The 23,553-nt window shown below is 68.3% G+C and carries 20 protein-coding genes and 1 riboswitch; of the genes, 7 read left to right on the plus strand and 13 right to left on the minus strand.

Annotated features, from left to right (window positions below; genetic code table 11):
- The 3 genes from mreC to OUA97_RS16405 form a co-directional block, all read right to left on the minus strand.
- The coding region (mreC, locus tag OUA97_RS16395) for a rod shape-determining protein MreC (RefSeq protein ID WP_267233102.1) at positions 1–986 on the minus strand (986 nt) is incomplete at its 3' end.
- Positions 987–1,049: 63 nt separating this feature from the next.
- On the minus strand, positions 1,050–2,093 hold the full coding sequence (locus tag OUA97_RS16400; protein WP_056020526.1) for a rod shape-determining protein: 1,044 nt from the start codon (positions 2,091–2,093) through the stop codon (positions 1,050–1,052).
- 232 nt (positions 2,094–2,325) lie between these two features.
- Positions 2,326–3,756: a sensor histidine kinase gene (locus OUA97_RS16405; protein WP_267233103.1), complete on the minus strand. Its 1,431-nt coding sequence runs from the start codon at positions 3,754–3,756 to the stop codon at positions 2,326–2,328.
- A gap of 199 nt (positions 3,757–3,955) precedes the next feature.
- On the opposite strand from OUA97_RS16405, the gene OUA97_RS16410 reads away from it, so the two are divergent.
- Positions 3,956–5,482, plus strand: a complete 1,527-nt coding sequence (locus OUA97_RS16410; RefSeq protein ID WP_267233104.1) for an ABC-F family ATP-binding cassette domain-containing protein — start codon at positions 3,956–3,958, stop codon at positions 5,480–5,482.
- 32 nt (positions 5,483–5,514) lie between these two features.
- The gene (locus OUA97_RS16415) at positions 5,515–5,868 is read left to right on the plus strand and encodes a hypothetical protein (RefSeq protein ID WP_267233105.1); all 354 of its coding nucleotides are present in this window, start codon (positions 5,515–5,517) and stop codon (positions 5,866–5,868) included.
- Here the strand turns inward: OUA97_RS16415 and modA are convergent.
- The 7 genes from modA to OUA97_RS16450 all read right to left on the minus strand — a co-directional run bounded on the left by modA (position 5,865) and on the right by OUA97_RS16450 (position 12,219).
- Positions 5,865–6,626: a molybdate ABC transporter substrate-binding protein gene (gene modA / locus OUA97_RS16420; RefSeq protein WP_267233106.1), complete on the minus strand. Its 762-nt coding sequence runs from the start codon at positions 6,624–6,626 to the stop codon at positions 5,865–5,867. The genes OUA97_RS16415 and modA overlap by 4 nt on opposite strands.
- A 12-nt stretch (positions 6,627–6,638) precedes the next feature.
- Positions 6,639–7,148, minus strand: coding sequence for a molybdopterin-binding oxidoreductase (locus OUA97_RS16425; protein WP_267233107.1), 510 nt, complete (start codon positions 7,146–7,148; stop codon positions 6,639–6,641).
- A 9-nt stretch (positions 7,149–7,157) separates the two neighbouring features.
- Positions 7,158–7,949 (minus strand): TOBE domain-containing protein, encoded by a 792-nt coding sequence (locus tag OUA97_RS16430; RefSeq protein WP_267233108.1) that lies wholly within the window; start codon positions 7,947–7,949, stop codon positions 7,158–7,160.
- A 117-nt stretch (positions 7,950–8,066) separates the two neighbouring features.
- Positions 8,067–8,945: an EamA family transporter gene (locus OUA97_RS16435; RefSeq protein WP_267233109.1), complete on the minus strand. Its 879-nt coding sequence runs from the start codon at positions 8,943–8,945 to the stop codon at positions 8,067–8,069.
- Between the two features lie 101 nt (positions 8,946–9,046).
- Entirely contained in the window at positions 9,047–10,624 is a 1,578-nt protein-coding gene (locus OUA97_RS16440) for a 2-isopropylmalate synthase (RefSeq protein ID WP_267233110.1), read from the minus strand.
- A 249-nt stretch (positions 10,625–10,873) separates the two neighbouring features.
- A complete protein-coding gene (locus OUA97_RS16445; protein ID WP_267233111.1) occupies positions 10,874–11,491 on the minus strand; it encodes a glutathione S-transferase family protein in 618 nt (205 codons plus the stop codon).
- Positions 11,491–12,219, minus strand: coding sequence for a TVP38/TMEM64 family protein (locus tag OUA97_RS16450; protein WP_267233112.1), 729 nt, complete (start codon positions 12,217–12,219; stop codon positions 11,491–11,493). The genes OUA97_RS16445 and OUA97_RS16450 overlap by 1 nt, the downstream gene beginning before the upstream one ends.
- A gap of 77 nt (positions 12,220–12,296) precedes the next feature.
- Here OUA97_RS16450 and OUA97_RS16455 point away from each other — a divergent pair, with 77 nt between their 5' ends.
- The gene (locus tag OUA97_RS16455; RefSeq protein WP_267233113.1) at positions 12,297–12,716 is read left to right on the plus strand and encodes a secondary thiamine-phosphate synthase enzyme YjbQ; all 420 of its coding nucleotides are present in this window, start codon (positions 12,297–12,299) and stop codon (positions 12,714–12,716) included.
- On the opposite strand, the gene OUA97_RS16460 is transcribed toward OUA97_RS16455, so the two are convergent.
- The gene (locus OUA97_RS16460; protein WP_267233114.1) at positions 12,713–13,159 is read right to left on the minus strand and encodes a VOC family protein; all 447 of its coding nucleotides are present in this window, start codon (positions 13,157–13,159) and stop codon (positions 12,713–12,715) included. The two genes, OUA97_RS16455 and OUA97_RS16460, sit on opposite strands and share 4 nt — an antisense overlap.
- Before the next feature lie 111 nt (positions 13,160–13,270).
- On the opposite strand from OUA97_RS16460, the gene OUA97_RS16465 reads away from it, so the two are divergent.
- From OUA97_RS16465 to OUA97_RS16475, 3 genes are all read left to right on the plus strand, one after another.
- The gene (locus tag OUA97_RS16465) at positions 13,271–14,548 is read left to right on the plus strand and encodes a TetR family transcriptional regulator (protein ID WP_267233115.1); all 1,278 of its coding nucleotides are present in this window, start codon (positions 13,271–13,273) and stop codon (positions 14,546–14,548) included.
- 130 nt (positions 14,549–14,678) lie between these two features.
- Positions 14,679–16,913, plus strand: coding sequence for a TonB-dependent receptor (locus OUA97_RS16470; protein WP_267233116.1), 2,235 nt, complete (start codon positions 14,679–14,681; stop codon positions 16,911–16,913).
- A 91-nt stretch (positions 16,914–17,004) separates the two neighbouring features.
- Positions 17,005–18,657, plus strand: coding sequence for an alkaline phosphatase D family protein (locus OUA97_RS16475; protein WP_267233117.1), 1,653 nt, complete (start codon positions 17,005–17,007; stop codon positions 18,655–18,657).
- A gap of 23 nt (positions 18,658–18,680) precedes the next feature.
- Here the strand turns inward: OUA97_RS16475 and OUA97_RS16480 are convergent, their stop codons facing one another.
- Positions 18,681–19,745 carry a linear amide C-N hydrolase gene (locus tag OUA97_RS16480; RefSeq protein WP_267233118.1) on the minus strand — a complete coding sequence of 355 codons (1,065 nt, stop codon included), beginning with the start codon at positions 19,743–19,745 and terminating at the stop codon, positions 18,681–18,683.
- A gap of 168 nt (positions 19,746–19,913) precedes the next feature.
- Positions 19,914–20,141: riboswitch (cobalamin riboswitch) on the plus strand.
- Positions 20,142–20,248: 107 nt separating this feature from the next.
- Between OUA97_RS16480 and metE the strand changes: the two genes are divergently transcribed.
- Entirely contained in the window at positions 20,249–22,567 is a 2,319-nt protein-coding gene (gene metE, locus OUA97_RS16485; RefSeq protein WP_267233119.1) for a 5-methyltetrahydropteroyltriglutamate--homocysteine S-methyltransferase, read from the plus strand.
- A gap of 42 nt (positions 22,568–22,609) precedes the next feature.
- Here metE and OUA97_RS16490 read toward each other — a convergent pair whose 3' ends face one another.
- Positions 22,610–23,434, minus strand: a complete 825-nt coding sequence (locus tag OUA97_RS16490) for a GNAT family N-acetyltransferase (RefSeq protein WP_267233120.1) — start codon at positions 23,432–23,434, stop codon at positions 22,610–22,612.
- Positions 23,435–23,553 lie beyond the last annotated feature (119 nt).

Genomic DNA, 23,553 nt, shown 5'->3' on the forward strand with positions numbered 1-23,553 from the left:
CGAGATCTACACACCTTCCGGTTCGTCGGCAGCGTCAGATGTGTATAAGAGACAGTCGCTGAGGTCACGCCGACGACCGGCGGCGGGTTGGTCGGCGGCGGCACGGGCATGCGGTTCAGCTCGGCGGCCGCCGCGGCGGCCAGCTGCGAGAAGTCCTGGAACTGCATCACCTGCACGAAGTCGACCGGCGCGGCGTCGGAGGCCAGCACCGCGCGCCAGCGGCCGTCCAGGCCCTTGACCGCGACGCCGACCGGCAGACCGCGCGGCAGCACCCCGCCGTCGCCCGAGGTCACGATGCGATCCCCCTGCTTCACCGGGTCCTGGCCGCGCAGGTACTCGAGCCGCGGATTGGGGCCGCCGTCGCCCGCCAGGATGGCGCGGGCGTTGGTGCGGTCGATCATCACCGGCGTGCGCGAGGCGATGTCGGTGAGCAGCAGGATACGGCTGGCGCCGTCGGTCACGCCGATGACACGGCCGACCAGGCCGTTTTCGCTCATCACCGGATTCCCCGGCCTGATGCCCTTTTCCTTGCCGGCGTTGGCCAGTCGGGTGTTGGAAAACGGCCCCCTCGCCTCGCTGACCGTGCGAGCGGCGACCATCGGGATCGGCGGGTCGGTCTTCAGGCCCAGCAGGGCCTTGTAGCGGTCGTTGGTGTCGCGCAGGGCCAGAGCGGCGACCTGCCACTCACGCGCCTCGCGCAGTTCTTCCTTCAGTCGGCGGTTCTCGGAAACCGCGAAGAAGTAGCCTCGGACGCCGTCGACGCCATTGCCGATCCATTCGCCGGGCGTCGCCAGCACCCCGGTCACCGGCGCAGCGATCGCATCGCTGACCTTGCGGGAAGCGCCATAGGCTTCGGTCTGGAAGGTCTCGCGGCGGTCCGACAGCAGCAGGACCAGCGCAACGACCATGGCGACGACCAGCGCGACCCCGGCCGTCCAGGCCAAGGGCACCTTCAGTTCGCCAAACGGGTTCTCGCGAAGCGCCACCTGAACCTGCTCGCCCTAGAGGCGCAGTCCAGGAGCCCTCCCCCAGACCGCGACTCGGCAATACTACGCCAGGGTGGACTCCAGGACGCCCTTCATCCACTTCGGATGTTCGAGCACCTTGCCGCAGCCGAGCGCGACACACGACAGCGGGTCATCGGCGACAGTCACCGGCAGGCCGGTATGGTCGCGGATTTCGGCGTCCAGGCCGCGCAGCAGCGCGCCGCCGCCGGTGAGCATGATGCCCTTGTCGGCGATGTCGGAGGCCAGTTCCGGCGGAGTGGCTTCCAGCGCCATCTTCACGGCGTCGACGATCTGACCGACCGGTTCGGCCAGCGAGTCCGAGGCCTGCTTTTCGCTGATGCGCACTTCGCGCGGCACGCCCTGCATCAGGTCGCGGCCCTTGACCTCGATCGACAGGCCCTCGCCGTCGGCCGGCGCACGGGCGGTGCCGATTTCCTTCTTGATGCGCTCGGCGGTGGTTTCGCCGATCAGAAGGTTATGGTTGCGGCGCATGTAGCTGATGATCGCCTCGTCCATCTTGTCGCCGCCGACGCGGACCGAACGCGAATAGACGATGCCCGACAGCGACAGCACGGCCACCTCGGTGGTGCCGCCGCCGATGTCGACGACCATCGAGCCGGTCGGCTCGTGGATCGGCAGGCCGGCGCCGATCGCCGCGGCCATCGGCTCGTCGATCAGGCCGACGCGACGGCCGCCGGCGTTCAGGCAGGAGTCGTTGATGGCGCGGCGCTCGACCGCGGTGGCGCCCGACGGCACGCACACGATCACCTTCGGGTTCACGAAGCCCTTGCGGTTGTGAACCTTGCGGATGAAGTACTTGATCATCTCCTCAGCGACTTCGAAGTCGGCGATGACGCCGTCGCGCATCGGACGGATCGCTTCCATGTGCCCGGGCGTACGGCCCAGCATCTGCTTGGCCTCGATGCCGACCGCATGGACGACCTTGCGGCCGCCGACGTTACGCAGGGCCACGACGGAGGGCTCGTTGAGGACGATACCCTTGCCCTTCATGTAGATGAGCGTGTTGGCGGTGCCGAGATCGATGGCGATGTCGTTCGAAATGGCGCCGAAGAGGGACGAGATCATGCAGGGCCCTGGAGGGTGGGGAGCAGAATTGGGGGTGTGCGAAGCCCAGGCTGCCGACGCTTCGTTTCGAAACTCGAAACGCCAGGCGACGCCAGCCTCCGCTTGCAGGACAGAAGGTCCGTGTGCCCTGCAAGTGGGCTGAATTCAAGGCTTAATGAGAGGTCTGTGATTTCGCGTCGCACGTGTACAGGGGGACGCGCCCGAAGGAGCCGTCCAACGGTGGGGGATGGGTTCAAACCGTCGCTGAAATCGGGGCGGAAATACGGCAGCGCAATCCGGCCTCCTGGAAGTCGACCTCGACCTGGCCGCTCAGCTCGCGCTCGACCGCGCCCTTGATGAAGCGCAGGCCAAAGCCCCGGCGCAGGGGGTGCGAGGGCGGCGGCGGGCCGTCGGTCTCGCGCCATTCCAGGAACAGGAAGTCCCCTACCCGCGTCCAGTGCACCAGCAGACGGCCCTGCGGCGATGACAACGCCCCGTGCCGCGCGGCGTTGGTCGCCAGCTCGTGCAGGGCCATGGCGAAGGTCACCGAGGCGCGGGTCGAGAGCTGGACCGAGGGCCCTTCGCAGATGGCGACATCCGGGCCGTAGGGCGCCAGCACCCCGGCGACGATGTCGCCGAGGTCGGCGGTCTCCCACCGCCGCTCGGCCAACCGGTTGTGGGCGCCCGACAGCGCCATCAGCCGCGCCTCGAACGCCTGGCGCATGCCGGCCGGGTCGCCGACGTCGTGGAAGCTGTGGGCGGCCAGAGACTGCACCGTGGCCAGGGTGTTCTTCACCCGATGGTTCAGCTCGTCGAGCAGGGTCTTCTGCAGATCCTCGGCCCGTTTGCGCTCAGTGATGTCGACCAGCATGTTAATCGCCCCGACCAGTTCGCCGTCGCCGCCGCTGAGCGGGGTCGGATAGGCCAGCAAGGCGCCGCGACTGCCGTCGGGCCGCTCGAAGATCACCTCGGCCCCGGCGATCTGCCGACGCTCGCGCAGAGCGATCGCCATTGGGCAACGTTCGGGCGCCATCGGCGCGCCGTCGGGCTCGAACAGCCTGAACGAGCCACACCAGCGGTCGTGGCCAAGCCTGGGCTCGCGTCCCCAGAGGCTCACGGCGGCGTGATTGTAGCTGAGGATGCGGCCTTCGGAATCGGTCTGGTAGGTCGCGATCGGCGAAGTCTCGACCACCCGTTGGGTCCAGGCTTGGCGATTGCGCAGCATCTCGCGCGCCTGGCGCAGCTCGGTGACATCCTGGAGACTGTTGACCGCCCCCATCAGCCGCCCGGCCTCGTCGAACAGCGGCTCGACATTGGCCAGCAGATGGCTGCGCCGGCCGTCGAGGTGGAGAATGACCACCTCGCGGTCCTTGATCGGGGCCCCGGTCGCCAGCGCCACGGCGACCGGCGATTGCTCGGCCGACATCGGGCTGCCGTCGGGATGGAAGGAGCGTTCGAACGGCGCCCGGCCTCCTGGCGGCGGCGGCTTGCCGCCCCACATCTCGACCGCCCGGCTGTTGAACTGGATCACCGCGCCCTTGCGGTCGCAGACATAGACGCCGATCGGCAGCCGCTCGAGCAGGCCCTCCCAGGTGTGGAAGGCGCGCCGGAGCAGGACCTCGGCGGCGGCCGCTCGACCGGACAGTCCCGTCTCACCCACCGGAGTTCCCCCGACATCGTACATGTCGCCGCCCGCTACTGTGCATTTGGGGCCTCAAATCAGTCAGCGTTCCAGATTGTTCCGTCGAGTCGGCGACATTGACGACTCTGCTGTGGACGAACCCGTGGACTGTTTCCCGCGCGCTACAGCCAAGCGGCAACCCCAGGTCTACAAAGGCCGTTTCGTCTACCGGCCCTGACGGCCGAACATCGTGTGCACGAAGATGTCATCTCGCCAGGCCGTCCTGGGCGTCGAAGGCGCCAGCTTCTTCTACGGATCCAGCAAGGTCTTCGAAGGCGTCAGCTTTCAGCTCGACGACGCGCGCACGGCCCTGGTCGGAGAAAACGGCGCCGGCAAGTCGACCTTGCTGAAGTGCCTGCTGGGCGAGCTGGAACTGATCGACGGCCAGATCGTCCGCTCGCGCGGCCTGAAGATCGGCTACGTGCCGCAGGAGACGCCGCCCGGCCTGGGAACCAAGTCCGTCCGCGAGGTGCTAGAAGCCGCCCTGCCGGCCGCCGACGGGTCCGAGGATTGGAAGGTCGACGTCCTGCTGGACGAGATCAGCGTCACCTACGAGACCGCCCAGCAGGCGTTCGGCTCGCTCAGCGGCGGCTGGCAGCGGCTGCTGCTGATCGCGGCGGCGGCGCGGCTGGCCGAACCCGACCTGCTGATCCTCGACGAGCCGACCAACCACCTGGACCTCTCGAACATCAACACGCTGGAGACATGGCTGGACCAGGATCAGCGGCTGCCGATGCTGATCGTCAGTCACGACCGGGAGTTCCTACAGCGCATGACGACGCGGACGCTGTTCCTGCGCTCGGACGGGGCGCACAGCTTCAAGACCCCGTTCGTGGAGGCGCGCGAGGCGTTGCTGCAACGGGACGCCGCCGACGCCGTGCGCCGCCAGCTGGAAAGCAAGGAAATCGAACGCCTTCAGAAGGTTGCGGCCCGCTATCGGATCTGGGGCGTGAAGAACGACAAGTTCGACAAGCGCGCCAAGGCGACCGAGAAGCGCATCGAGCGGATCGAGGCGGACCGCACCAGCGCCTATTCGGCCCGCGAGCGGCGGCTGGAACTGCACGACGGCGACATGGACGCCAAGGTGGCGCTGCGCATCCGCGACTATGTGGTGACCACGCCCGACGGCGGGCGCAAGCTGTTCTCGATCGAGCGGCTGAACGTGGCGCGCGGCGACCGGATTGCACTGCTGGGCGTCAACGGCGCGGGCAAGTCGATGCTGCTGTCGGCCCTCGCGCGGGCCTTCGATCCGGAGCTGGAGCATTATGACGGCCAGGCGCCGATCAGCTTCAATCCGCAGAGCCGGCTGGTCTACTTCGACCAGAAGATGGCTGACCTGCCGCTGAAGACCAGCCTGCTGGACTATGTGGCCTCGGCCGAGAGCGCGACCGACCGCGACGCCAACGCCCTGCTGGCCAAGGCCGGCTTTCCCTATGTGCGGATCAAGGGTCCGATCGGCGACCTGAGCTACGGAGAGCGGGCGCGGCTGGTGTTCCTGCGCATGAAGCTGGCGCGGCCCAACCTCTACCTGCTGGACGAACCGACCAACCATCTCGACATCGAGGGTCAGGAGGAGCTGGAGGCGCAGCTGGAGGGCGGCGAGACCGCCTGCCTCTTCGTCTCGCACGACCGCTACTTCACGCGCAGCGCCGCTAACCGCTTCCTAGAAATCCGCAAGGGCAAGCTGATCGAGGTGGACGGGCCGGAAGCGTTCTTCGCGGCCCAATAGGCGCAGGACGCGAAACGCCCTAAGTCTGGGGCATGCAGAAAGTGATCACCTGGGCCGGCCGCGGGGCCCTGCTCGTCGTGCTGGCGGTGTGCGTCGTCGGCGCCCTGGACCCGAACTACAACGCCAAGAAGTGGGCGCCGCCAGCCGATGCGGTGATGCACATCATCTACGGCTATCTGCTGACGGTGCTGTCGATCCTGGCGCTGCCGAAGATCAAGCCGTGGAAGATCGGCGGCGTCTACCTGGCGCTGGGCGCCGGACTGGAGCTGTCCCAGATCCTGGGCGTGGTGTCGGGCACCTTTCAATGGAAGGACCTGGTCTCCAACGTCGCGGGCGTGATCGCGGCCCTTTTCCCGATGTGGCTGGCGCGCCGCAAGGCGCGCTAGCGTCCAGGCAGGACCGTAAAGCCGTACTTGCGGAACACCGCCGCGGCCTTGGGCGTGCGCATGAAGGCCAGGAACTTGGCCGCATCAGGATTCTTCGAACTGGCGACCACGGCGGCCGGATAGACGATCTTCGGGTGCGAGCCGTCCGGGAACAGGCCGACAATGCGGACCTTCCGCTCCACCTTGGCGTCGGTGTCGTAGACGATCCCCAGCGGGGTTTCGCCGCGAGCGACGAACTGCAGGGCGGCGCGGACGTTCTCGGCCTGGACCAGCTTGCCCGAGACGCTATCCCAGGCCCCGAGGGCGGTCAGCGAGGCCTTCGCGTACTTGCCGGCCGGCACGTCGGGGCCGGCGACCGCCAGCCGCCCCGAGCCCAGCGCCTTGGCCAGCGGCATGCCCTTGCCGACCTTGAGCGCCACCTTGGAGTCGGCCGGCGCGATCAGGGCCAGGCGGTTGGTCAGCAGGTCGCGGCGGCTGGCCGCGACGATCAGCTTGCGCTCGGCCAGGTAGTTCATCCAGTCGCTGTCGGCCGAGACATAGACGTCCGCCGGCGCGCCCTGCTCGATCTGGCGGGCGATCGCTGAAGAGGCGGCGTAGGAGAATCGCGCCTCACCGCCGGTCTTCTCGTACTCGGCCCCAACCTCGTCGAGGGCGTTCTTCAGCGAGGCGGCGGCGAAGACGGTGACCGGGGCGGCGTGGGCCGCGGTCGCCATCAGGGACGCGACCAGCAGCGACGCGACCCAACGAAGCAGCTTCATGACTGCGAGCTCCTAATGCTTGTGCTCGCCGGCGACCGGCGCGGCGTTGGCGAGGCGGATGACCTCGATGGTCTCGACCATGCGGGCCGAGCGGGCGGGCCGTAGATCGTCCTCGACGACGATGCGGAACGGACCGTCCTCCTTAAGCGGGCCGGAGGCGTCGCGGCCGGCCAGGATGATCTTGCCCTTGCGGGTGGCGGGATCGGTCTCGGCCAGGCCGAACACCACCTGATAGCCGTCCTTGGCGGTGACGCGGATGACGGTGGCCAGTTCGGGTCCGCGCACGGCCTTGCCGCTGGCCGCGCCAACCCGGGCGACGACGTCGGCGAGCGGCGCGCCTTCGAAGGTCGAGGTCTTGCCGTGATGGGTGACGGTCAGCTTGACCTGCGGCAAGGCGGCGAGATCAGCCGCCGACAGACTTGCGTTCTGCCCGTCGGCCCCCTTGAGGGCCACGCTTTGGGCCAGGGCGGGCCCCGCCAGCGAGAGGGCGGCGAGCACGGTGATAAGGGAAAGCGTGCGCATCGGCGCCTCCTATTCGACGGCCAGGATGACGTGCGGGGCCTTGACCAGGGCGGTGACCGCGTCGCCCGCCGCCAATTGCATGATCTCGGCGCTCTCGCGGGTGATGGTGGCGACCAGGGTCTTGCCGTCGGCCAGCGCCAGGCTGATCTCGCTGCTGACCGCGCCGTCCTCGCGCCGCAGAACCTCGGTGCGCAGCTGGTTGCGCGCGGAGGTCACCAGCCCCTCCCCCTTGGCCAGGAGGACGAAGCTGGACTTGATCAGGGCGATGGCGGGCTTGCCGACCGCTAGGCCCAGGTCCTCCACGCTCTGACGGGTGACGACCGAGACGATCTCGACCCCGTCGGCGACCTTGAGCGTGACTTCGGAGTTCACCGCGCCGGGAGTGATGTCGCTGACCACCCCGCGCAGCGCGTTGCGTGCGCTGGTCTTCATGCCGAGACTCCAGAAAAGGCCCTCGAGATCGTCGCCGCTGAGGCCGGCCTCGATGCGCGCCAGTGCGGCGGCCAGCTCGGCCTCGACCTTGTGGAAGGCGGCGATCACGGCCAGGCCGCGATCGGTGACCTGGGCCGCCCCGCCCGAACGGCCGCCAGGTTGGGCGGCGATGAGCGGCGCGTCGAACAGGTTGTTGAGCGCCTGCACCCCGTCCCAGGCGCCCTTGTAGCTGAGGCCCAGCCGCTTGGCCGCCGCGCTGATCGAGCCGAGTTCGACCACCGCCTCGAGCAGGGCGATGCGCTCGGCCCCGACGCGGCTGGCGCCGCGGCGAAGGAACAGGGCTGCGTCCAAGGAGCCGTTGACGCTCATCTCAGGGCCTCATGCGAAGGTCGGCGAAGACATCGCAACAGATCCATCCCGCTTCGTTATGAAGTCACACTACATAACGCGACTCGGTGAGCGGAACCAAACGTCTTACAGCCAAGCTCAGCCCAGGGCGGTCATCACCACGCCGGCGGCGGTGGCCGCGCCGCCCAGCATCTGGCGGACGGTGAGCTTTTCCTTGAACAGGCGACGGCCGGCCGCCGCGGCGATGGGCGCCTCGATCACGCCGACGGCGCGCACCGCGCCGGCCGGCGCCATGGCCAGAGCCGCGAACCAGCAGGCCGAGGCCGCCGCCCCGAAGAAGCCGGCGCCCAGCGACTGACGCCACGACGTCAGCACGGCGCGCAACGCCTGCGGGCGGGTGGCCCCGAGGAAGATCAGCAGGCCGATCGACTGCAGGGTCTGGGCGACACAGACGGACGCCGTGGCAGCGAACAGCGGATGGGCCGGATCGAGCGCCACGCCGGCCTGACGATAGGCGTTGAGGGTCACGCCGAAGGCCAGGCCCGAGGCCAGACCGAACAGCGCGCCCTGCGCCGCGCCCTTCTCAGCCCCGGCCTTGGGCCAGGAGAGCACCGCCAGCCCCGCGGTGGTGGCCGCCACGCCGATCCAGGCATGGGTGCTGAGATGGTCGCCGACCAGGACGCCCATCAGCGCCGCCAGCGGTAGGGACGATTGCTGCATGAAGGTCGCCACGGCGAAGCCGGAGCGGCGCATGGCGACCAGCAGGGCCGCAGTCGCCGCCACCTGGCCGGCCGCCCCGGCGCTGACCGCCGCGGCGAAGCGCCAGGAGAAGCGGGGATCGGCTTCCGGCGTGGCCAGGGCGACCACGGCGAAGATGATCAGGGCGAACGGCAGGCCGAACAGGAAGCGCACCAGGGTCGCGCCCCAGGGGCCGGCGTCGCCCACCAGGCCGCGCTGCAAGGCGTTGCGCGCGACCTGCAGCGGCGCGGCCGCCGCCGTCAGGAAAATCCAGAGCATGTCTCAATGATCCGCTCATCCCCGCGCAGGCGGGGACCCAAGCTGCATGGCAACCTTGGAACGCTGAATGGATTCCCGCCTTCGCGGGAACGAGCGGTGGCTCAGAAGCCCGAGGCGATCGCGTCGGGCGCGCTCTTTTCCTTGCGGGCGAAGAGGTTGTTGAGCGCGTTGACATAGGCCTTGGCCGAGGCGGTCAGGGTGTCGGTGTCGGCGGCCTGACCGGTCGCGATGCGGCCGTCCTCCTCAAGACGCACCGAGACCTGGGCCTGGGCGTCGGTGCCCTCGGTCACCGCGTGCACCTGGAACAGGCGCAGGATCGCAGTGTGCGGCACGACCTCGTGGATGGCGTTGAACACCGCGTCGACCGGACCGTCGCCGGTGGCCGTCGCCGCGCGCTCCTCGCCGTCCACCGTCACGGTCAACGTGGCTTCCTGCGGCCCGTCGGTGCCGGCGATCACGCGCAGGTGCTTAACCTGGATGCGGTCGGCGCCGGAGGCCAGGGCGTCGTCGACCAGGGCGATGATATCGTCGTCGAAGACGTGCTTCTTCTTGTCGGCCAGGTCCTTGAAGCGTTGGAAGGCTTCGTTCAGGGCGTTCTGGCCCAGTTCGTAGCCCAGTTCCTTCAGCTTCTCGCGGAAACCGGCGCGCCCGGCGTGCTTGCCCATCACCAGGTTCGAGGCGCCCTGCCCGACCGTCTCGGGGCTCATGATCTCGTAGGTGCCGCGATCCTTCAGCATCCCGTCCTGGTGGATGCCGCTCTCGTGGGCGAAGGCGTTCTTGCCGACGATCGCCTTGTTGAACTGCACCGGGAAGCCGGTAATCGCCGAGACGTAGCGGCTGGCGCGGGTGATGTGCTGGGTTTCAATGCCGGTGTGGAACGGCAGGGCGTCGCCTCGGACCTTGAGGGCCATGACGACCTCTTCCAGCGCCGCGTTGCCGGCGCGCTCGCCGATGCCGTTGATCGCGACCTCGACCTGACGCGCTCCGCCCTGCACGCCGGCCAGGCTGTTGGCGACGGCCAGGCCCAGGTCGTTGTGGCAGTGGGTCGAGAAGATCACCGTGTCCGCGCCGGGCACGTGCTCGATCAGGTCACGGAAAATGTCCGCATATTCCGATGGATAGGTGTAGCCGACGGTGTCGGGGATGTTGATCGTCTTGGCGCCGGCCTTAATCGCGGCCTCGACGCAGCGGCGCAGGAACTCCTGCTCGGTTCGGGTGGCGTCCTGGGCCGACCATTCGACGTCGCCGCACAGATTGCGGGCGTGGCCGACCGACTTGGTGATCATCTCCAGGATGTCTTCCTGGCTGGCCTTCAGGATGTGGTCGCGGTGGCTGGGGCTGGTCGACAGGAAGGTGTGGATACGGCCACGCTTAGCCGGGCGGATCGCCTCGGCGCATCGCTCGATGTCAACCATGCCAGCGCGGGCCAGGCCGCAGATGGTGCTCTCGGTAACGATCTTCGAAATCTCGCGAACCGCTTCGAAGTCGCCATTGGAGGCGATCGGGAAACCGGCCTCGATCACGTCGACCCGCATGTCCTCGAGGATCTTCGCCAGTTCCAGCTTTTCCTCCAGCGACATGGAGGCGCCGGGCGACTGCTCGCCGTCACGCATGGTGGTGTCGAAGACAATCACGCGATCACGAGAATCGCGGGCGGCGGCGTCGGATACGTTGGTCATTTGCGAACTCTCTTCGCGGGTATTCTGTAGGGGCGGGCGACGGGTGAATTGTCCCCTGAGCGCCCGGCCGCGGAGTCGCGCAGCCTAAAGGGTCGCCCAGGGGCGGCTAAGCCCCAGGTCAAGAAGAAGCAGGCTGTTCAGCTGCGTGCGCATGGCGCCGTGTGTACCCAAAGGGGGATCAAGCCGCAAGACTATTGCGCAAAATCAACGCCTGAGACGTATGCGCGCAATAACCTTCCCCTGGGCGCCTCAGGCGTTTTCCATCGCCAGCGCCTTCCAGACGGCCGGGCGGGCGATCATCCTGACCATATGCTCGCTGATCTTCGGGAACTGCGAGGGGTCGACGCCGTCGTCGTCCAGCCAGCTGGCGAGGGTGAACAGATAGGGGTCGCAGACCGTGTACTGCTCGCCCATCACCCAGGGACCGACGAACATCTCATCCTCGATCAGCTGGAAGCAGGTGGCCATGTTGTCGGCCACCTTCTCGCGCATCGCGGCCTGGGCGGCCGGATCGTCGGCCCAGCGCGAGGCGCGCGGCCCATGCGCATGGGCCACGTGCACGGTCGAGGCGAGATAGCCGTTGAACGCCTGCACCTGGCCGAAGCCGAACGGGTCGTTCGGCGCCAGTTGCGCGTCCGGGAACGACTGGGCGATGAAGGCCAGGATCGACAGGTTTTCGGTCAGCACGCCCATATTCGTGACGAGCGCCGGCACCCGGCCCTTGGGATTGAGCTCCAGGAACTCGGGCTTGTGCTGGTCGCCGGCGCGCAGATCCATGCGGATCGCCTCGTACTCGGCGCCGGCCTCCTCCAGGGCGATGTGCGAGGCGAGCGCGCAGGAGCCGGTGGAATAGAAGAGCCTGAGCATCAGTCGTCCTTCATGGGGCCGCTGATCGCGTCCTCGCGCGATTTCAGCCAGTTGCGGGCGAACCAGCCGATGGCGATCCAGGCGACGACGATCAGCGCGAGCCACAGCAGGTGGGCGCCGCCCTCCCCCTTCAGCACCTGGACGATGGAGTTGCCGGCGAAGGCGGTCAGCACGATCTTCGGCACGATGCCGATGGCGGTGCCGAACGCGAAGTCGCGCATCCGCATCGGGGTCACGCCGGCCGCCATGTTGACGACGATGAACGGCGCTGAGGGCACCAGCCGCACGATCAGGCTGGCCAGGAAGCCGTTGCGGCCGACCAGATCCATGAACCGCTGCACACCCTGGCTCGACAGCAACTGAAGGCTGCGCGCCCCCGCCGTGCGCCCGAGAAAGAAGCCTACCAAGGCCGAGACCATGGTGCCGATCCAGCTGTAGGCGAAGCCCGTCCAGGCGCCGAAGGCGACCACCGCAGCGGCGATCAGCACGAACTGCGGTACGCCCACGAAGGCGAGGATCGCGAAGGCCGCCACCGCCACCGGCAGCGCCCAGGGCCCGTCGGAAGCCAGACCCAGCCAGCGCTCGACCGTCGCCTCGCCGTCAAAGCCCAGCACCTGGGCGCCGAACAGGAACACCACGCCGACGCCGCCGAACAGCACGAAGGACACGGCGAGCGTGCGCCAAGCCTTGGCGTCCATTTCGGTGAGGAAGCGGATGATGCGGCGCATCGCTCTCCCGTCGCCTGTTCGGGCGGCGTGGTCAAGGAGGCCTCGCCCCGGCGCCGCCCGGTCGCTAGGCTGGCCCCATGCGTCAGGCGGCCGACATCCTCAGCGTCCAGACCCGCGGGCGCGGCCTGCACGAGATCACCGCCGAGATTCGGTGCTGGACCGAGCGCCAGGCGCTGGGAACCGGGCTGCTGACGATCTTCTGCCGCCACACCTCAGCCTCGCTGCTGATCCAGGAGAACGCCGCCCGCGAAGTGCGCAGCGACCTGGAGACCTTTTTCGAGGCCATCGCGCCCGAGGCGCCGGGCCGCTACGCCCATGACGACGAAGGGCCCGACGACATGCCGGCCCACATCCGCACGGCCCTGACCGGAGTGCAGCTTTCCATCCCGGTGATCGGCGGGACGCCGGCGCTCGGGACCTGGCAGGGTGTCTACCTATTCGAGCACCGTCGCCGCGCGCACCGGCGTGAGGTGGCGCTACACCTGCTGGGCGACTAGCCCGCGGCGGCCGGCTTCCAGTCAGCGCCCGGGATGGTGTTGACCATCCAGGGGATGCCGAACTGATCGACCACCGCGCCGTAGCCGGGGGACCAGAAGGTCTCGGCGAACGGCATGGTGACCTTGCCGCCCTGCGAGAGGGCGTCGAACACACGGCGCGCTTCGCCCGCGTCCTCGCTGTGGAAGGTGACGTCGAAGCCGTTCTTGGGCTTGTCGATGTTCGGCGCGAACTCGGGGGCCATATCCGCGCCCATCAGCGCCTGATCGTCGGCCTCCAGCCAGCAGTGCATCAGCCAGTCCTTGTGTTTGGGGTCGACCGGCATGTCGGGCGGCCCCTCGCCATAGGGAAAGGCTGCGGTGACCTTGCCGCCAAGGACCTTGGCGTAGAAGTCGAAGGCGGCCCGGCACTGGCCCTGGAAGCTGAGACTGGTGACAAGTTTCATGGGGCGTCTCCTCGGAGGGCGGCCGACGTTGGCCGCGCCCTGACGACAACGTCGAACGACACAATTCGTCGCCTCTCGACGGCGGAGCCGGGGCAGGCCATCAAGGGCTCGATGGCGGACACGGCGGACATTCGGCCCGAGGGCGGCGACGGACGGGACGCGCTGCGCGTCCAGGCCATCGCCGCAGCCATGGGGATCATCGCCGACCAGGGATTGGCGGCGCTGTCGATCCGCGACCTCGCCCAGACCATCGGCAAGAGCACGACGGTCATCGTCAATCTGTTCCAGACCAAGGCCGGCCTGCTTGCCGCAGTCGCCGAAGCCGGACTGCAGGCAGACGCCGAGTTCCATGCACGCTTCCTGACGCAGACCCGGAACGCGCCGCTCGAACGCTCGACCCTGCGTGTCCTGGCGATGGGTTATCTTCTGCGCCGCGCCGCCCCCGAGGCGCGCTTCGTCCGCGTGTGGGAGGAGTACCTGACCGACCACGAGGCCTGCGCCGCCGCCGACCCGCAGCTGCGGGCCTGGGCGCAGTTGCACGAGCGGGCCTGGGCTGAACTTCTGGAGCGCGCACCGGCGTTCGCACGTCTGGCCCCAGTGCTGGCGCCCTACCTTGCCATGGAGGGGCTCTACGCCAGCGCGCTGGTCGGGCGCGCCGACTACGACCTGCTCCTGGGCGAAGCGCTCGACGGGCTGATGGCGCGGGCGCTGGATGCGCCGTCGCCGCCGACGCCGGTGCTCGACTGGATCGAGGCCGGTCTGACGCCGCCGGAGCCGCCGGGTCTGGAAGCCGGATCGATGAAGCTGCGGCTGCTCGACACCGCCGCCGACCTGATCATGGAGGGCGGCGTCGGGGCGGTGACCAACCGCTCGGTCACCCAGCTCGCGAAGGCGTCGACCTCGACCATCCTCTACCATTTCGGAGACATGCGGACTTTCCTGACCCAGGCCATCTGGCACAGCGTGTTTCGCGAGATCCCCGCCTATCTCGACTGGCGCCGACCGCTCGACCGCAGCCGGCCGGCGGATCTCGCGGCGTGGTCGGAGCTAATGGCCGCGACCTTGAAGCTCGCCCCGCCCGACGAACCCGCTGCCGCCGGCTTCTACGTGAAATACGCCCGGCTGATCGCCCAAATCTGCCTGCTTGCTCGGCGCGATCCGGCGCTCCAGGACCTGGCTGCACTGCTGCGCGGGCCGGAAGGCGGCGGGACGTTCGCCCGCCGCGAGGCGATCTGGCCGCCGCAGTTCGCGCTGACCCGGATGAGCGCCGCGCATTTCGCCATCTGGATCAAGGGCCGTGCGCTGCTGAACGCCATCGCACCGCCCGCGAGCGAAGCTCCTCAAGTGCAGCTGCAGGCCGCGGCGCTGGCCATCGCATCCCGCGCCTGAACAGCCGAACAAGCGTTTTTTTCAACTCACATAACACTGCGCGTCATCAAAGCATCGCAAGCAGACACTATAGCCACCCCGCATCGAACGACTGCTTTTTCGACTAACCCAGTTCGGGGCGGGGATTTCCATGAACTTCAAGTCCAAGGCGGCGCTCGCCGCTGTTCTGCTGGCCGGCGCCAGCGCCGCCGCCATGCCGGCCGCCGCCGATGACGCGGCCCAAGTCGACGAGTTGATCGTCACCGCCCGGCGGCGGGCGGAATCCGAGCAGAAGGTGGCCACGGCGCTCACCGTCCTCAGCGGCGACGAGCTGGAACGCCGCAACATCGAGACGGTCAACGATCTCGAGAACAGCGTGCCGAACCTGGAGGTCACCAGCCAGCTCGGCGGCGGACAGCCGCAGTTCCGCATCCGCGGCGTCGGCATGACCGACTATGCGGCCAACAACACCTCGACCGTCGGAGTCTATATCGACGAGGTCGCCTATCCCTACGGGTCGATGACCCAGGGCGCGTTGTTCGACGTGGCCCGCATCGAGGTGCTGCGCGGGCCGCAGGGCATCCTCTACGGCCGCAACACCACCGGCGGCGCGGTCAGCGTCATCACCAACGCCCCGACCAAGGCGTTCGACGCCGGGATCAACGCCTCGTACGGCCGTTACAACGCCTTCCACGCCGATGGCTTCGTCTCCGGTCCGCTCACCGACACGCTGTCGGCGCGCCTGGCCGCCACCGTCGACCAGGGCGGCGCCTGGCAGTACCACCGCGACACGCTGGAGGAGCTGGGCGACAAGGACCGCTGGGCGGTGCGCCTGCGCCTCGACTGGCAGCCGACCGACGCCACCCAGATCGACGGCTCGCTGCGCTACAATCGCGACCAGTCGGACGGCCTGGGCCTGCGCCTCGTCACCCGCCCGTTCCAGTCGCACAACTATCCGCCGATCGGCCGGCTCTATCCGATCGACACTGAGCACCGCATCACCGGCTGGGGCATCAGCCCCTATTTCGCCAACCTGATCGGGGTCTCGCCGAACGCCAAGCCGTTCCGCGACAACGAGGGCTGGGGCGCCAACGTCCGCCTGCGCCACGACTTCGGCTGGGCGGCGCTGACCGCCGTCGCCGCCTACGAGACCCTTGAGCGGCGCGAGTTCAACGACTGGGACGCCACCGCCTCGAACGAGGCCGGGACGTTCTTCTTCAACGACATCGAGACGCTGTCGCAGGAAGTGCGCCTGGTGTCGCCGGCGGAGGGCCGCTTTCGCTGGCTGGCAGGCCTCTACCATTCCACCGAGACGGTGGACGGCGGCTTCTATTCGGACTTCTCGGAAGCCTCGGCCCTGCGTAACTGGATGAGCACCAGCTACACGCAGGAGGTCCAGACCACCGGCGTGTTCGGCAATGTCGACTACGACCTGACCGAACGCCTGACGCTGTCGGCGGGTCTGCGCTACGAGGACGAGACCCGCGAGCTGAAGGACTTCCTGACCCAGGTCCTGGCCCCGGTCCCCAACCGCCTGGCCTCGACCAACGCCGAGCAGTCGATGGGCGAATGGTCCGGCAAGATCGGCCTGGAATACAAGGCCAGCGACGATGTCCTACTGTTCGCCAGCGCCGCCCGCGGCGTAAAGTCCGGCGGCTTCACCACCTACAACAGCGGCCTGCCCCAACAGCTCGAACCGTTCACCCCCGAGACGCTCTACGCCTATGAGGCCGGGGTGAAGTCGGAGTTCTTCGACCGCAGGCTGCGGGTCAACCTGTCGGCCTTCTACTACGACTACCGCGACCAGCAGCTGCAGGGCATCCTCTACACCCAGACCGGCCGGGTCGGCCGGATGATCAACATTCCGAAGTCGCACATCTGGGGCGGCGAGCTGGACCTGACCTGGCGGCCGACCGAGCGCCTGACCATCAACCAGTCTCTCGGCTACAAGTACGGCGAGTACGACGAGTTCTACTTCGTCAACTCGGCGGCTACCGAAGCGGCGCGCGACCCGGTCACCGGCCAGTACAACACCATCGTCTACAGTGACCGCTCGGGCGAGCGCCTGCCCTTCCCGCGCGCCGACTACAAGGGCGCGATCAGCTACGTGATGGACGTCGGTCCGTGGCAGTTCGAGGCCGAGACCAACTACAACTATCGCAGCGCGCTGTTCAGCACGACGTCGAATTCGGTGATCGGCGACTACTGGCTGGTAAACGCCAACCTGACCGCGCGACCGATCGACGGCCGCTACTCGGTCGGGCTGTGGGTGAACAACGCCCTCGACAGCTATTTCGAAGAGACCCGCAACGCCTTCATCTCGGCGGCCACCGCCAGCCCGCACCCGCCGCGCACCTACGGCGTGCGGATGAGCTGGCGCTACTGATCCCCCCGGGGCCCGCGCCCCATTCGGGCCCCAGCACTGGCCCGCCGGACAGGACGCGTCCGGCGGGCCCCTTTGCATTCGGAGAGCACGCATGACCCTCGACCGTCGCGCGTTGATCGGGAGCGGATTGGCGCTAGGCGCAGCGAGCGCCGCGCCAGCGAGCGCTGCGCCCTCTCCCTTCCAGCACGGCGTCGCCAGCGGAGAGCCCACCGCCGCCAGCGTACTGCTGTGGACGCGGCTAACCGGCGTCGGCGAAGCGGCCGGCCGCTGGCGGCTGGCGCGCGACCCGCAGATGGCCGACGTCGTGGTGCAGGGCGATTTCACGGCCCGGGCCGAGCGCGACTTCACAGTCAAGGTGGAGCCGGCGGGCCTGCAGCCGGGAACGGACTACTGGTACCAGTTCGAAGCCGCCGGCGCGCTCTCGCCCATCGGCCGGACCCGGACGCTGCCGACGGGCCGGCTCGAGCAGTTGGACCTCGTGGTCGCCTGCTGCGCCATGTACACGATGGGCCGCTTCCACGGGTATCGCGCCATCGCCGAGCGGCCGCGGCTCGACGCGGTGCTGTTCGTCGGCGACTACATCTACGAGTACGGGGCGTCGAACTATCCGGGCATGGCGACGCTGCGCCCCGCCGATCCGCCGCACGACACCCTGACGCTGAGCGACTATCGCCGCCGCTTCGCCCAGGCGCGGACCGACGCCGACCTGCAGGCCGCCCACGCCCGCGCGCCCTGGATCTGCACCTGGGACGATCACGAGATCGCCAACGACGATTGGACCGGCGGGGCCCAGGGCCACGCGGCCGAGCGCCAGGGCGACTGGGAGATCCGCAAGATCGCCGCGGTGCGCGCCTATTACGAATGGATGCCGATCCGCGACCCAGATCTCGCCGAGCCCTACGGGGTTCAAAGGGCGGCCGCGTTCGGCGACCTCGCCACCCTGATCGTGCCCGAGAGCCGACTGAAGGCCCGCGAGCAGCAGCTCAGCATCCAGCGCGACCTGGAGTTCACCACAGGGCCGGACGGATCGAAGGTCCCCGACCTCGCGGGCTTCCGCCGCAAGATCGCCGCGCCGGAACGCGCGATGCTGGGTGCCCAGCAACTCGACTGGCTGGCGCGTGAAGTCGAAGATTCTGTCGCCGCCGGTCGCCCGTGGGTGCTGCTCGGCAGCGCGACGATCATGGGCGACTACGACTATCCGGACATGTCGGACTTCGCCCCGGCCGGCGGCCCGCTCAAGGGCTTCTTCGAGATGACCCGGCTGAAGCTGCCGCTGCTGAACCTCGACGCGTGGAGCGGCTACGGCGCCGAGCGTCAGCGGGTCTACGACATCATTCGCCGGACTGGCGCGCAGGCCGTGGTGCTTTCGGGCGACAGCCACATGGCGTTCGCCAACGGACTGCATGACGCCCAGGGCCAGGTCGCGCTGGAAGTCGCCGCCACCACGATCACGGGCCCGTCGCTCGGCTCGGTGCTGGCCATGGGGCAGGCGCCGCTGGGCGAGCGGCTGGCCGCCGCCAACCGCGACATCGCCTGGTGCGACCATCTGGCGATCGGGTTCATCGCCCTCCGACTGACCCGCGAGACCGTTGTGGCGGAGTTCGTGTCGGTCATCGATCCGCGTGGATCCGATCCCACCACCGTTGTGGCCCGCCGCGTGGAGGCGCGTGCGGGCCAGCCGTGGCGTTTCGACCGCAAGGTACAGCGGCCGGAACAACAAGCGCGGCTGGAGCGCCGGTCATAGACCTAAGCATGGAATTCTAGACGCTACAGCCCCAGGAACTCGAACGGCGGCGCTTCCTTGAACTGGGCCGAGACCTCGCCCGCATAGACGTTGCGCTGATCCTTGCCGAGATCGAGCCGCTTCACCTTGCCGGTCTCACGGGAGAAATCGAGCTTGTTCAGATCCACCCAGAAGGTGTTGGGCGTCAGGGCGGATTCGAAGAAGTATAGCTTGCGCTTGTGGTCGGCGACGGTGCGCCAGCGGGTCGAGGAGATGTTCGGCTGGTCCGGCGTCGTGATGCCGTACGGCACCGAGGCGTTGCGGATCACGCTGAACATGCTGGCCAACGCCACCACTGGGTCTTCGCTCTTGGGTATGGCGTTCACGTAGAACGAGGCGCGGGCGAAGCGGTCGGAGGCGCGATTGGTCCCGGGCAGCATCACCGTGCCGCCGATCTGCCGCCAGTAGGCGTTGAGCACCAGTTGCTCGTCGAAGGTCGGCGAGTTGGTCATCACCTGGTACTTGCGGTCGTGGTGGATCACCTGCTTTCCGCCGATGTACTCGACGATGGCGCTGTCGCCGCTGGCGTCCGACATCGACAGGTGCAGCGTCGTCAGCCGATCCTCGCCAGGCACCTTGTCGGTGATGACGGTGAACGGTTCCTTTTCCAGCGCAGCGACCGCCTCTGCGACGGTGGCGAAGTTGTCGAGCACATACTGGCCCCAGGCGGCGATGGTCAGGCCAGGCTTCGAACCCTTGCCGAAGGCTGGGTACTCCGACTCCACCAGCCAGAGCAGGTTCACCGCCAGGCCAGCCTCGTTCATGCCGTCGGTCGTGGAGACGTCGTAGCCGGTGGCGACGACGCTGCCGTACCTCGAGGTCCATTTGATGGAGTTGGGTCCCGCCTGACCGTCATGGCTCATGCCGCGCGGGAAGGCGTAGAGGTTGGTCTGGACGTCGACCTTCCAGTCCATCGACCGGGCGGTGATCACATCATTGTTCGCGCCGAGGTACACCACGCGCGTGCAGGCGTTGGCCGCCGCCGGGACAAGCACCAGGGCCGCGGCCGCCAACAGGCCCGGCAAAACAGACAATACGGAATTGAGCACAGCTGTTCTCCAGCCAGGCGCGCCCCCGCCGCGCCTCGCAATGCGATTTCCCACGCCCTGCAATTGCAAGTGTTGTCGCAACACTCGCCAGCAGGCAAGCACTCGCAGCCATGACATAACAATATAAGGATATCTTTATATCCATCTTGACGAAGAGCCTAGAACGGCGCTGAATGCTCGGGTCGTGGTTCTCTGGGGCGCTCGCGCTCCCGAGCTAAGAGGGAATCCGGTGACGGCGTCGCGCCTGGCGCGGCGTCCATGCCGGAGCTGCCCCCGCAACTGTGAGCGGCGAGCCGAAGTCCATCTGCGTGTCACTGGCGTCATTCTGCGCTGGGAAGGCCGGACCGAAGCGTCGACCCGTGAGCCAGGAGACCTGCCCCGACAGATAACGTCCTCCGGCGGGGTGTCCGGTCAGGCCGCAAGCCTGTCGCGTCGACGCTCCCTCGCCGGCGCGTGCATGCTCGCGACCGGCCACGCCTCGCCACAACAGAATGGCAGAGGCTATGTCCGTCACCGTCGCCACCCTTGGATTTCCCCGTATCGGTCCCCGCCGCGAGCTGAAGACCGCCCTCGAACGCTATTGGTCGGGCAAGTCCGATCGCGCCGAACTGCTGGCGCTGGCCGCGGAGCTGCGCGCCAGGACTTGGCGGCGCCAGGCGGAGCTGGGCGTCGATCACGTGCCGAGCAATGACTTCTCACTCTACGATCACGTGCTCGACACCAGCGCCATGGTCGGTGCGATCCCGCCCGTCTACGGCTGGAGCGGCGGCCCGGTGGAGCTGGACACCTACTTCGCCATGGCACGGGGCGCCCAGGGCGAGGCCGAGGCGACCGATTGCGGCCACGGCCACCGCCACGCGATCGACGCGCCGGCGGCCGAGATGACCAAGTGGTTCGACACCAACTACCACTACCTGTCGCCGGAGGTCGTACCGGGCCAGACCTTCGAGCTCGCCTCCACCAAGGCGATCGACGAGTTCATCGAGGCCAAGGCGCTGGGGATCATCACGCGGCCGGTGCTGCTGGGCCCGGTCACCTTCCTGAAATTGGCCAAGAGCAAGGTCGAGGGCTTCCATCCGCTCGAGCTGCTGGACGATCTGCTGCCGGTCTACGCGACCGTTCTCAACCGGTTGGAACAGGCCGGCGCCTGGTGGGTGCAGATCGACGAGCCATGCCTGGTCACAGACCTCACCGACGCCGACCGCAAGGCCCTGCACCGAGCCTATCGCCTGCTGGCGCGCACCGCGCCGGGGGTGAAACTGATGCTGACCACCTATTACGGCGGCCTGGACGACAATCTGGAGACGGCGCTCGCCCTGCCGGTCGCCGGCCTGCATGTCGATCTCATCCGCGCGCCCGAGCAGTTCGAACGCGTGCTGGCCAATGCTCCGACGGGCATGGTGCTCTCGCTCGGCGTCATCGATGGGCGCAATGTCTGGCGCGCCGACCTCGAGCGGCTGCTGGATCGGCTCGAACCGCTGCTGGCCACGGATCGCGACGTGGTGCTGGCGCCGTCCTGCTCGCTGCTGCACACGCCCATCGACCTGGCCCAGGAAAGGGCGCTCGATGAGGACGTCCGCTCCTGGCTGGCCTTCGCGGTTCAGAAGATCGAGGAACTGGTCGTGCTCGCCCAAGCCCTGAACAAGGGCCGCGGCGGCGTCGCCGGCGCCCTGGCCGCCTCGAGCGCGGCGGCCAGGGCGCGGGCGGTGTCGGCGAAAATCCACGATGCGGGGGTCGCCCGGCGGCTGGCGGCGACGACCCCGGCCATGGCGCAACGGGCCTCGAGCTTCAGTCGTCGCCAGGCGGTGCAGATCCCGCGCCTCGACCTGCCGGCCTTCCCGACCACGACCATCGGCTCGTTTCCGCAGACCGACGAGGTGCGCAAGGCGCGCGCCGCGCACGACAAGGGCGATCTGAGCGACGCCGACTATGCAGCCTTCCTGCGCGAGGAGACGGCCCGGACAGTACGCTGGCAGGAAGAGATCGGCCTGGACGTGCTGGTTCACGGCGAATTCGAGCGCAACGACATGGTCCAGTATTTCGGCGAGCAACTGAACGGCTTCGCATTCACCCGGCACGGCTGGGTGCAGTCCTATGGATCACGCTGCGTGCGGCCGCCGATCCTCTATGGAGACGTCTCGCGGCCGGCGCCGATGACGGTGGAGTGGTGGCGTTATGCGCAAAGCCTGACGCAGCGGCCCATGAAGGGGATGCTGACCGGACCGGTGACGATCCTCAACTGGTCGTTCGTGCGCGACGACGTCACGCGCGAGCTGGCCTGCCGGCAGATCGCGCTGGCGATCCGCGACGAGGTGCTGGACCTGGAGGCGGCAGGAGCCAGCATCATCCAGATCGATGAGGCGGCCCTTCGGGAAGGCCTGCCGCTGCGCCGCGCCGATTGGGACCACTACCTCGGCTGGGCGGTGGAATGCTTCCGGCTAGCCGCGTGCGGGGTCGCCGACCACACCCAGATCCACACGCACATGTGCTACTCTGAGTTCAACGACATCATCGCTGCGATCGGGGCGATGGATGCTGACGTGATCTCGATCGAGACCGCACGCTCGCAGATGGAGCTGCTCGACGCCTTCGCCGGCTACGCCTACCCGGCCGAGATCGGCCCGGGGGTCTACGACATCCACTCCCCGCGGGTGCCGGCCGTCGCCGAGATGGGCGAGTTGCTGACCGCCGCCCGCGCGCGGCTGTCGTCCGGCCAGCTGTGGGTCAATCCCGACTGCGGCCTGAAGACCCGCAAATGGCCCGAGACCCGCGCCGCGCTGGTCAACATGGTCGCGGCAGCGAAGGCCGCCCGCGCGAGCTGATCCGGCTTCCGCGGCTGTGGCTCCCCGTCACGGCCGCGGAAGCTAGTACGAGCGCTGCCGGATCCCCCAGCGGCCGTTCTCGAAGGTGACGATCCAGAGGTTGGCGTGGCGGCTGAGCACCGCCCCGCCCTCCCCGTCACGTGAATACTCGATCAGTAGATGCACCTTGGTCGGACTGGAGAGCACCGCGCGCTTGTCCTGATAGGTGCTGCGGCGCCAGCCGCGGGCCGCCAACCCCTCGAAGAAGTCGGCCGGCAGCTGGCCCGGCGTCTTCCAGACGACCAATCGTTCTCCGTCGAGAATGACGTGCGGAAAGTGCAGCAGGCCGTCCATGCCCGCCGGGTCGCGGGCGTTGAAGCGCTCGGTGAAGGCTTCGACACAGGCGACGGCCGCGGCGATCGCCTGCGGATGCTCGATCCGCTTGGACATGTGCACAGCCACGCCGCCGTTCAGCGCCTCTTCCCGGTCGATCCGGTAGCCGAGCGACGCATAGAGGACGATGTTCGCCGCAAAAAGCTGGTTGGTGTAGAGCCGCACGCCCGCCAGCCCGGCGTCCGTGGCGATCTGCTCGGCGAGCGCCATCAGCCGGACGCCGAAGCCGCGGCCCTGGAAAGCGGGCCGCACGGCGACGTTGACGACCAGCAGCTGCTCGCCGTCCACGACCGTCTCGATCAGCGCCGCCAAGTCCTGGCCGACATGCAGCAGGTGGAAACGATGCGTAGCTAACGCCTGCGCGTAATCGACGGTCATCGGCAGCGGCTCGCGCCCGATCAGCGGAACCCACTTCGCATAGGCCTCACGGGTCAGAAGCCCTATCGCCTCGGCGTCGGCCGGTTCGGCCCGGCGCAGGTTCACCGCCTCGTTCATCTCGCCCCTCCGTGCTCGGTGAAGCTTAGCAGCGCCGTGCGGCAACAGGGTCGGAATCGGCATCGCTGCCCGCTTGCCCGCTTTGCCTTTGCGCGGCCTTCGGCTAAACCGCCCGCGTT

It is taken from the genome of Phenylobacterium sp. 58.2.17, from assembly GCF_026411515.1.
Classification (GTDB): domain Bacteria; phylum Pseudomonadota; class Alphaproteobacteria; order Caulobacterales; family Caulobacteraceae; genus Phenylobacterium.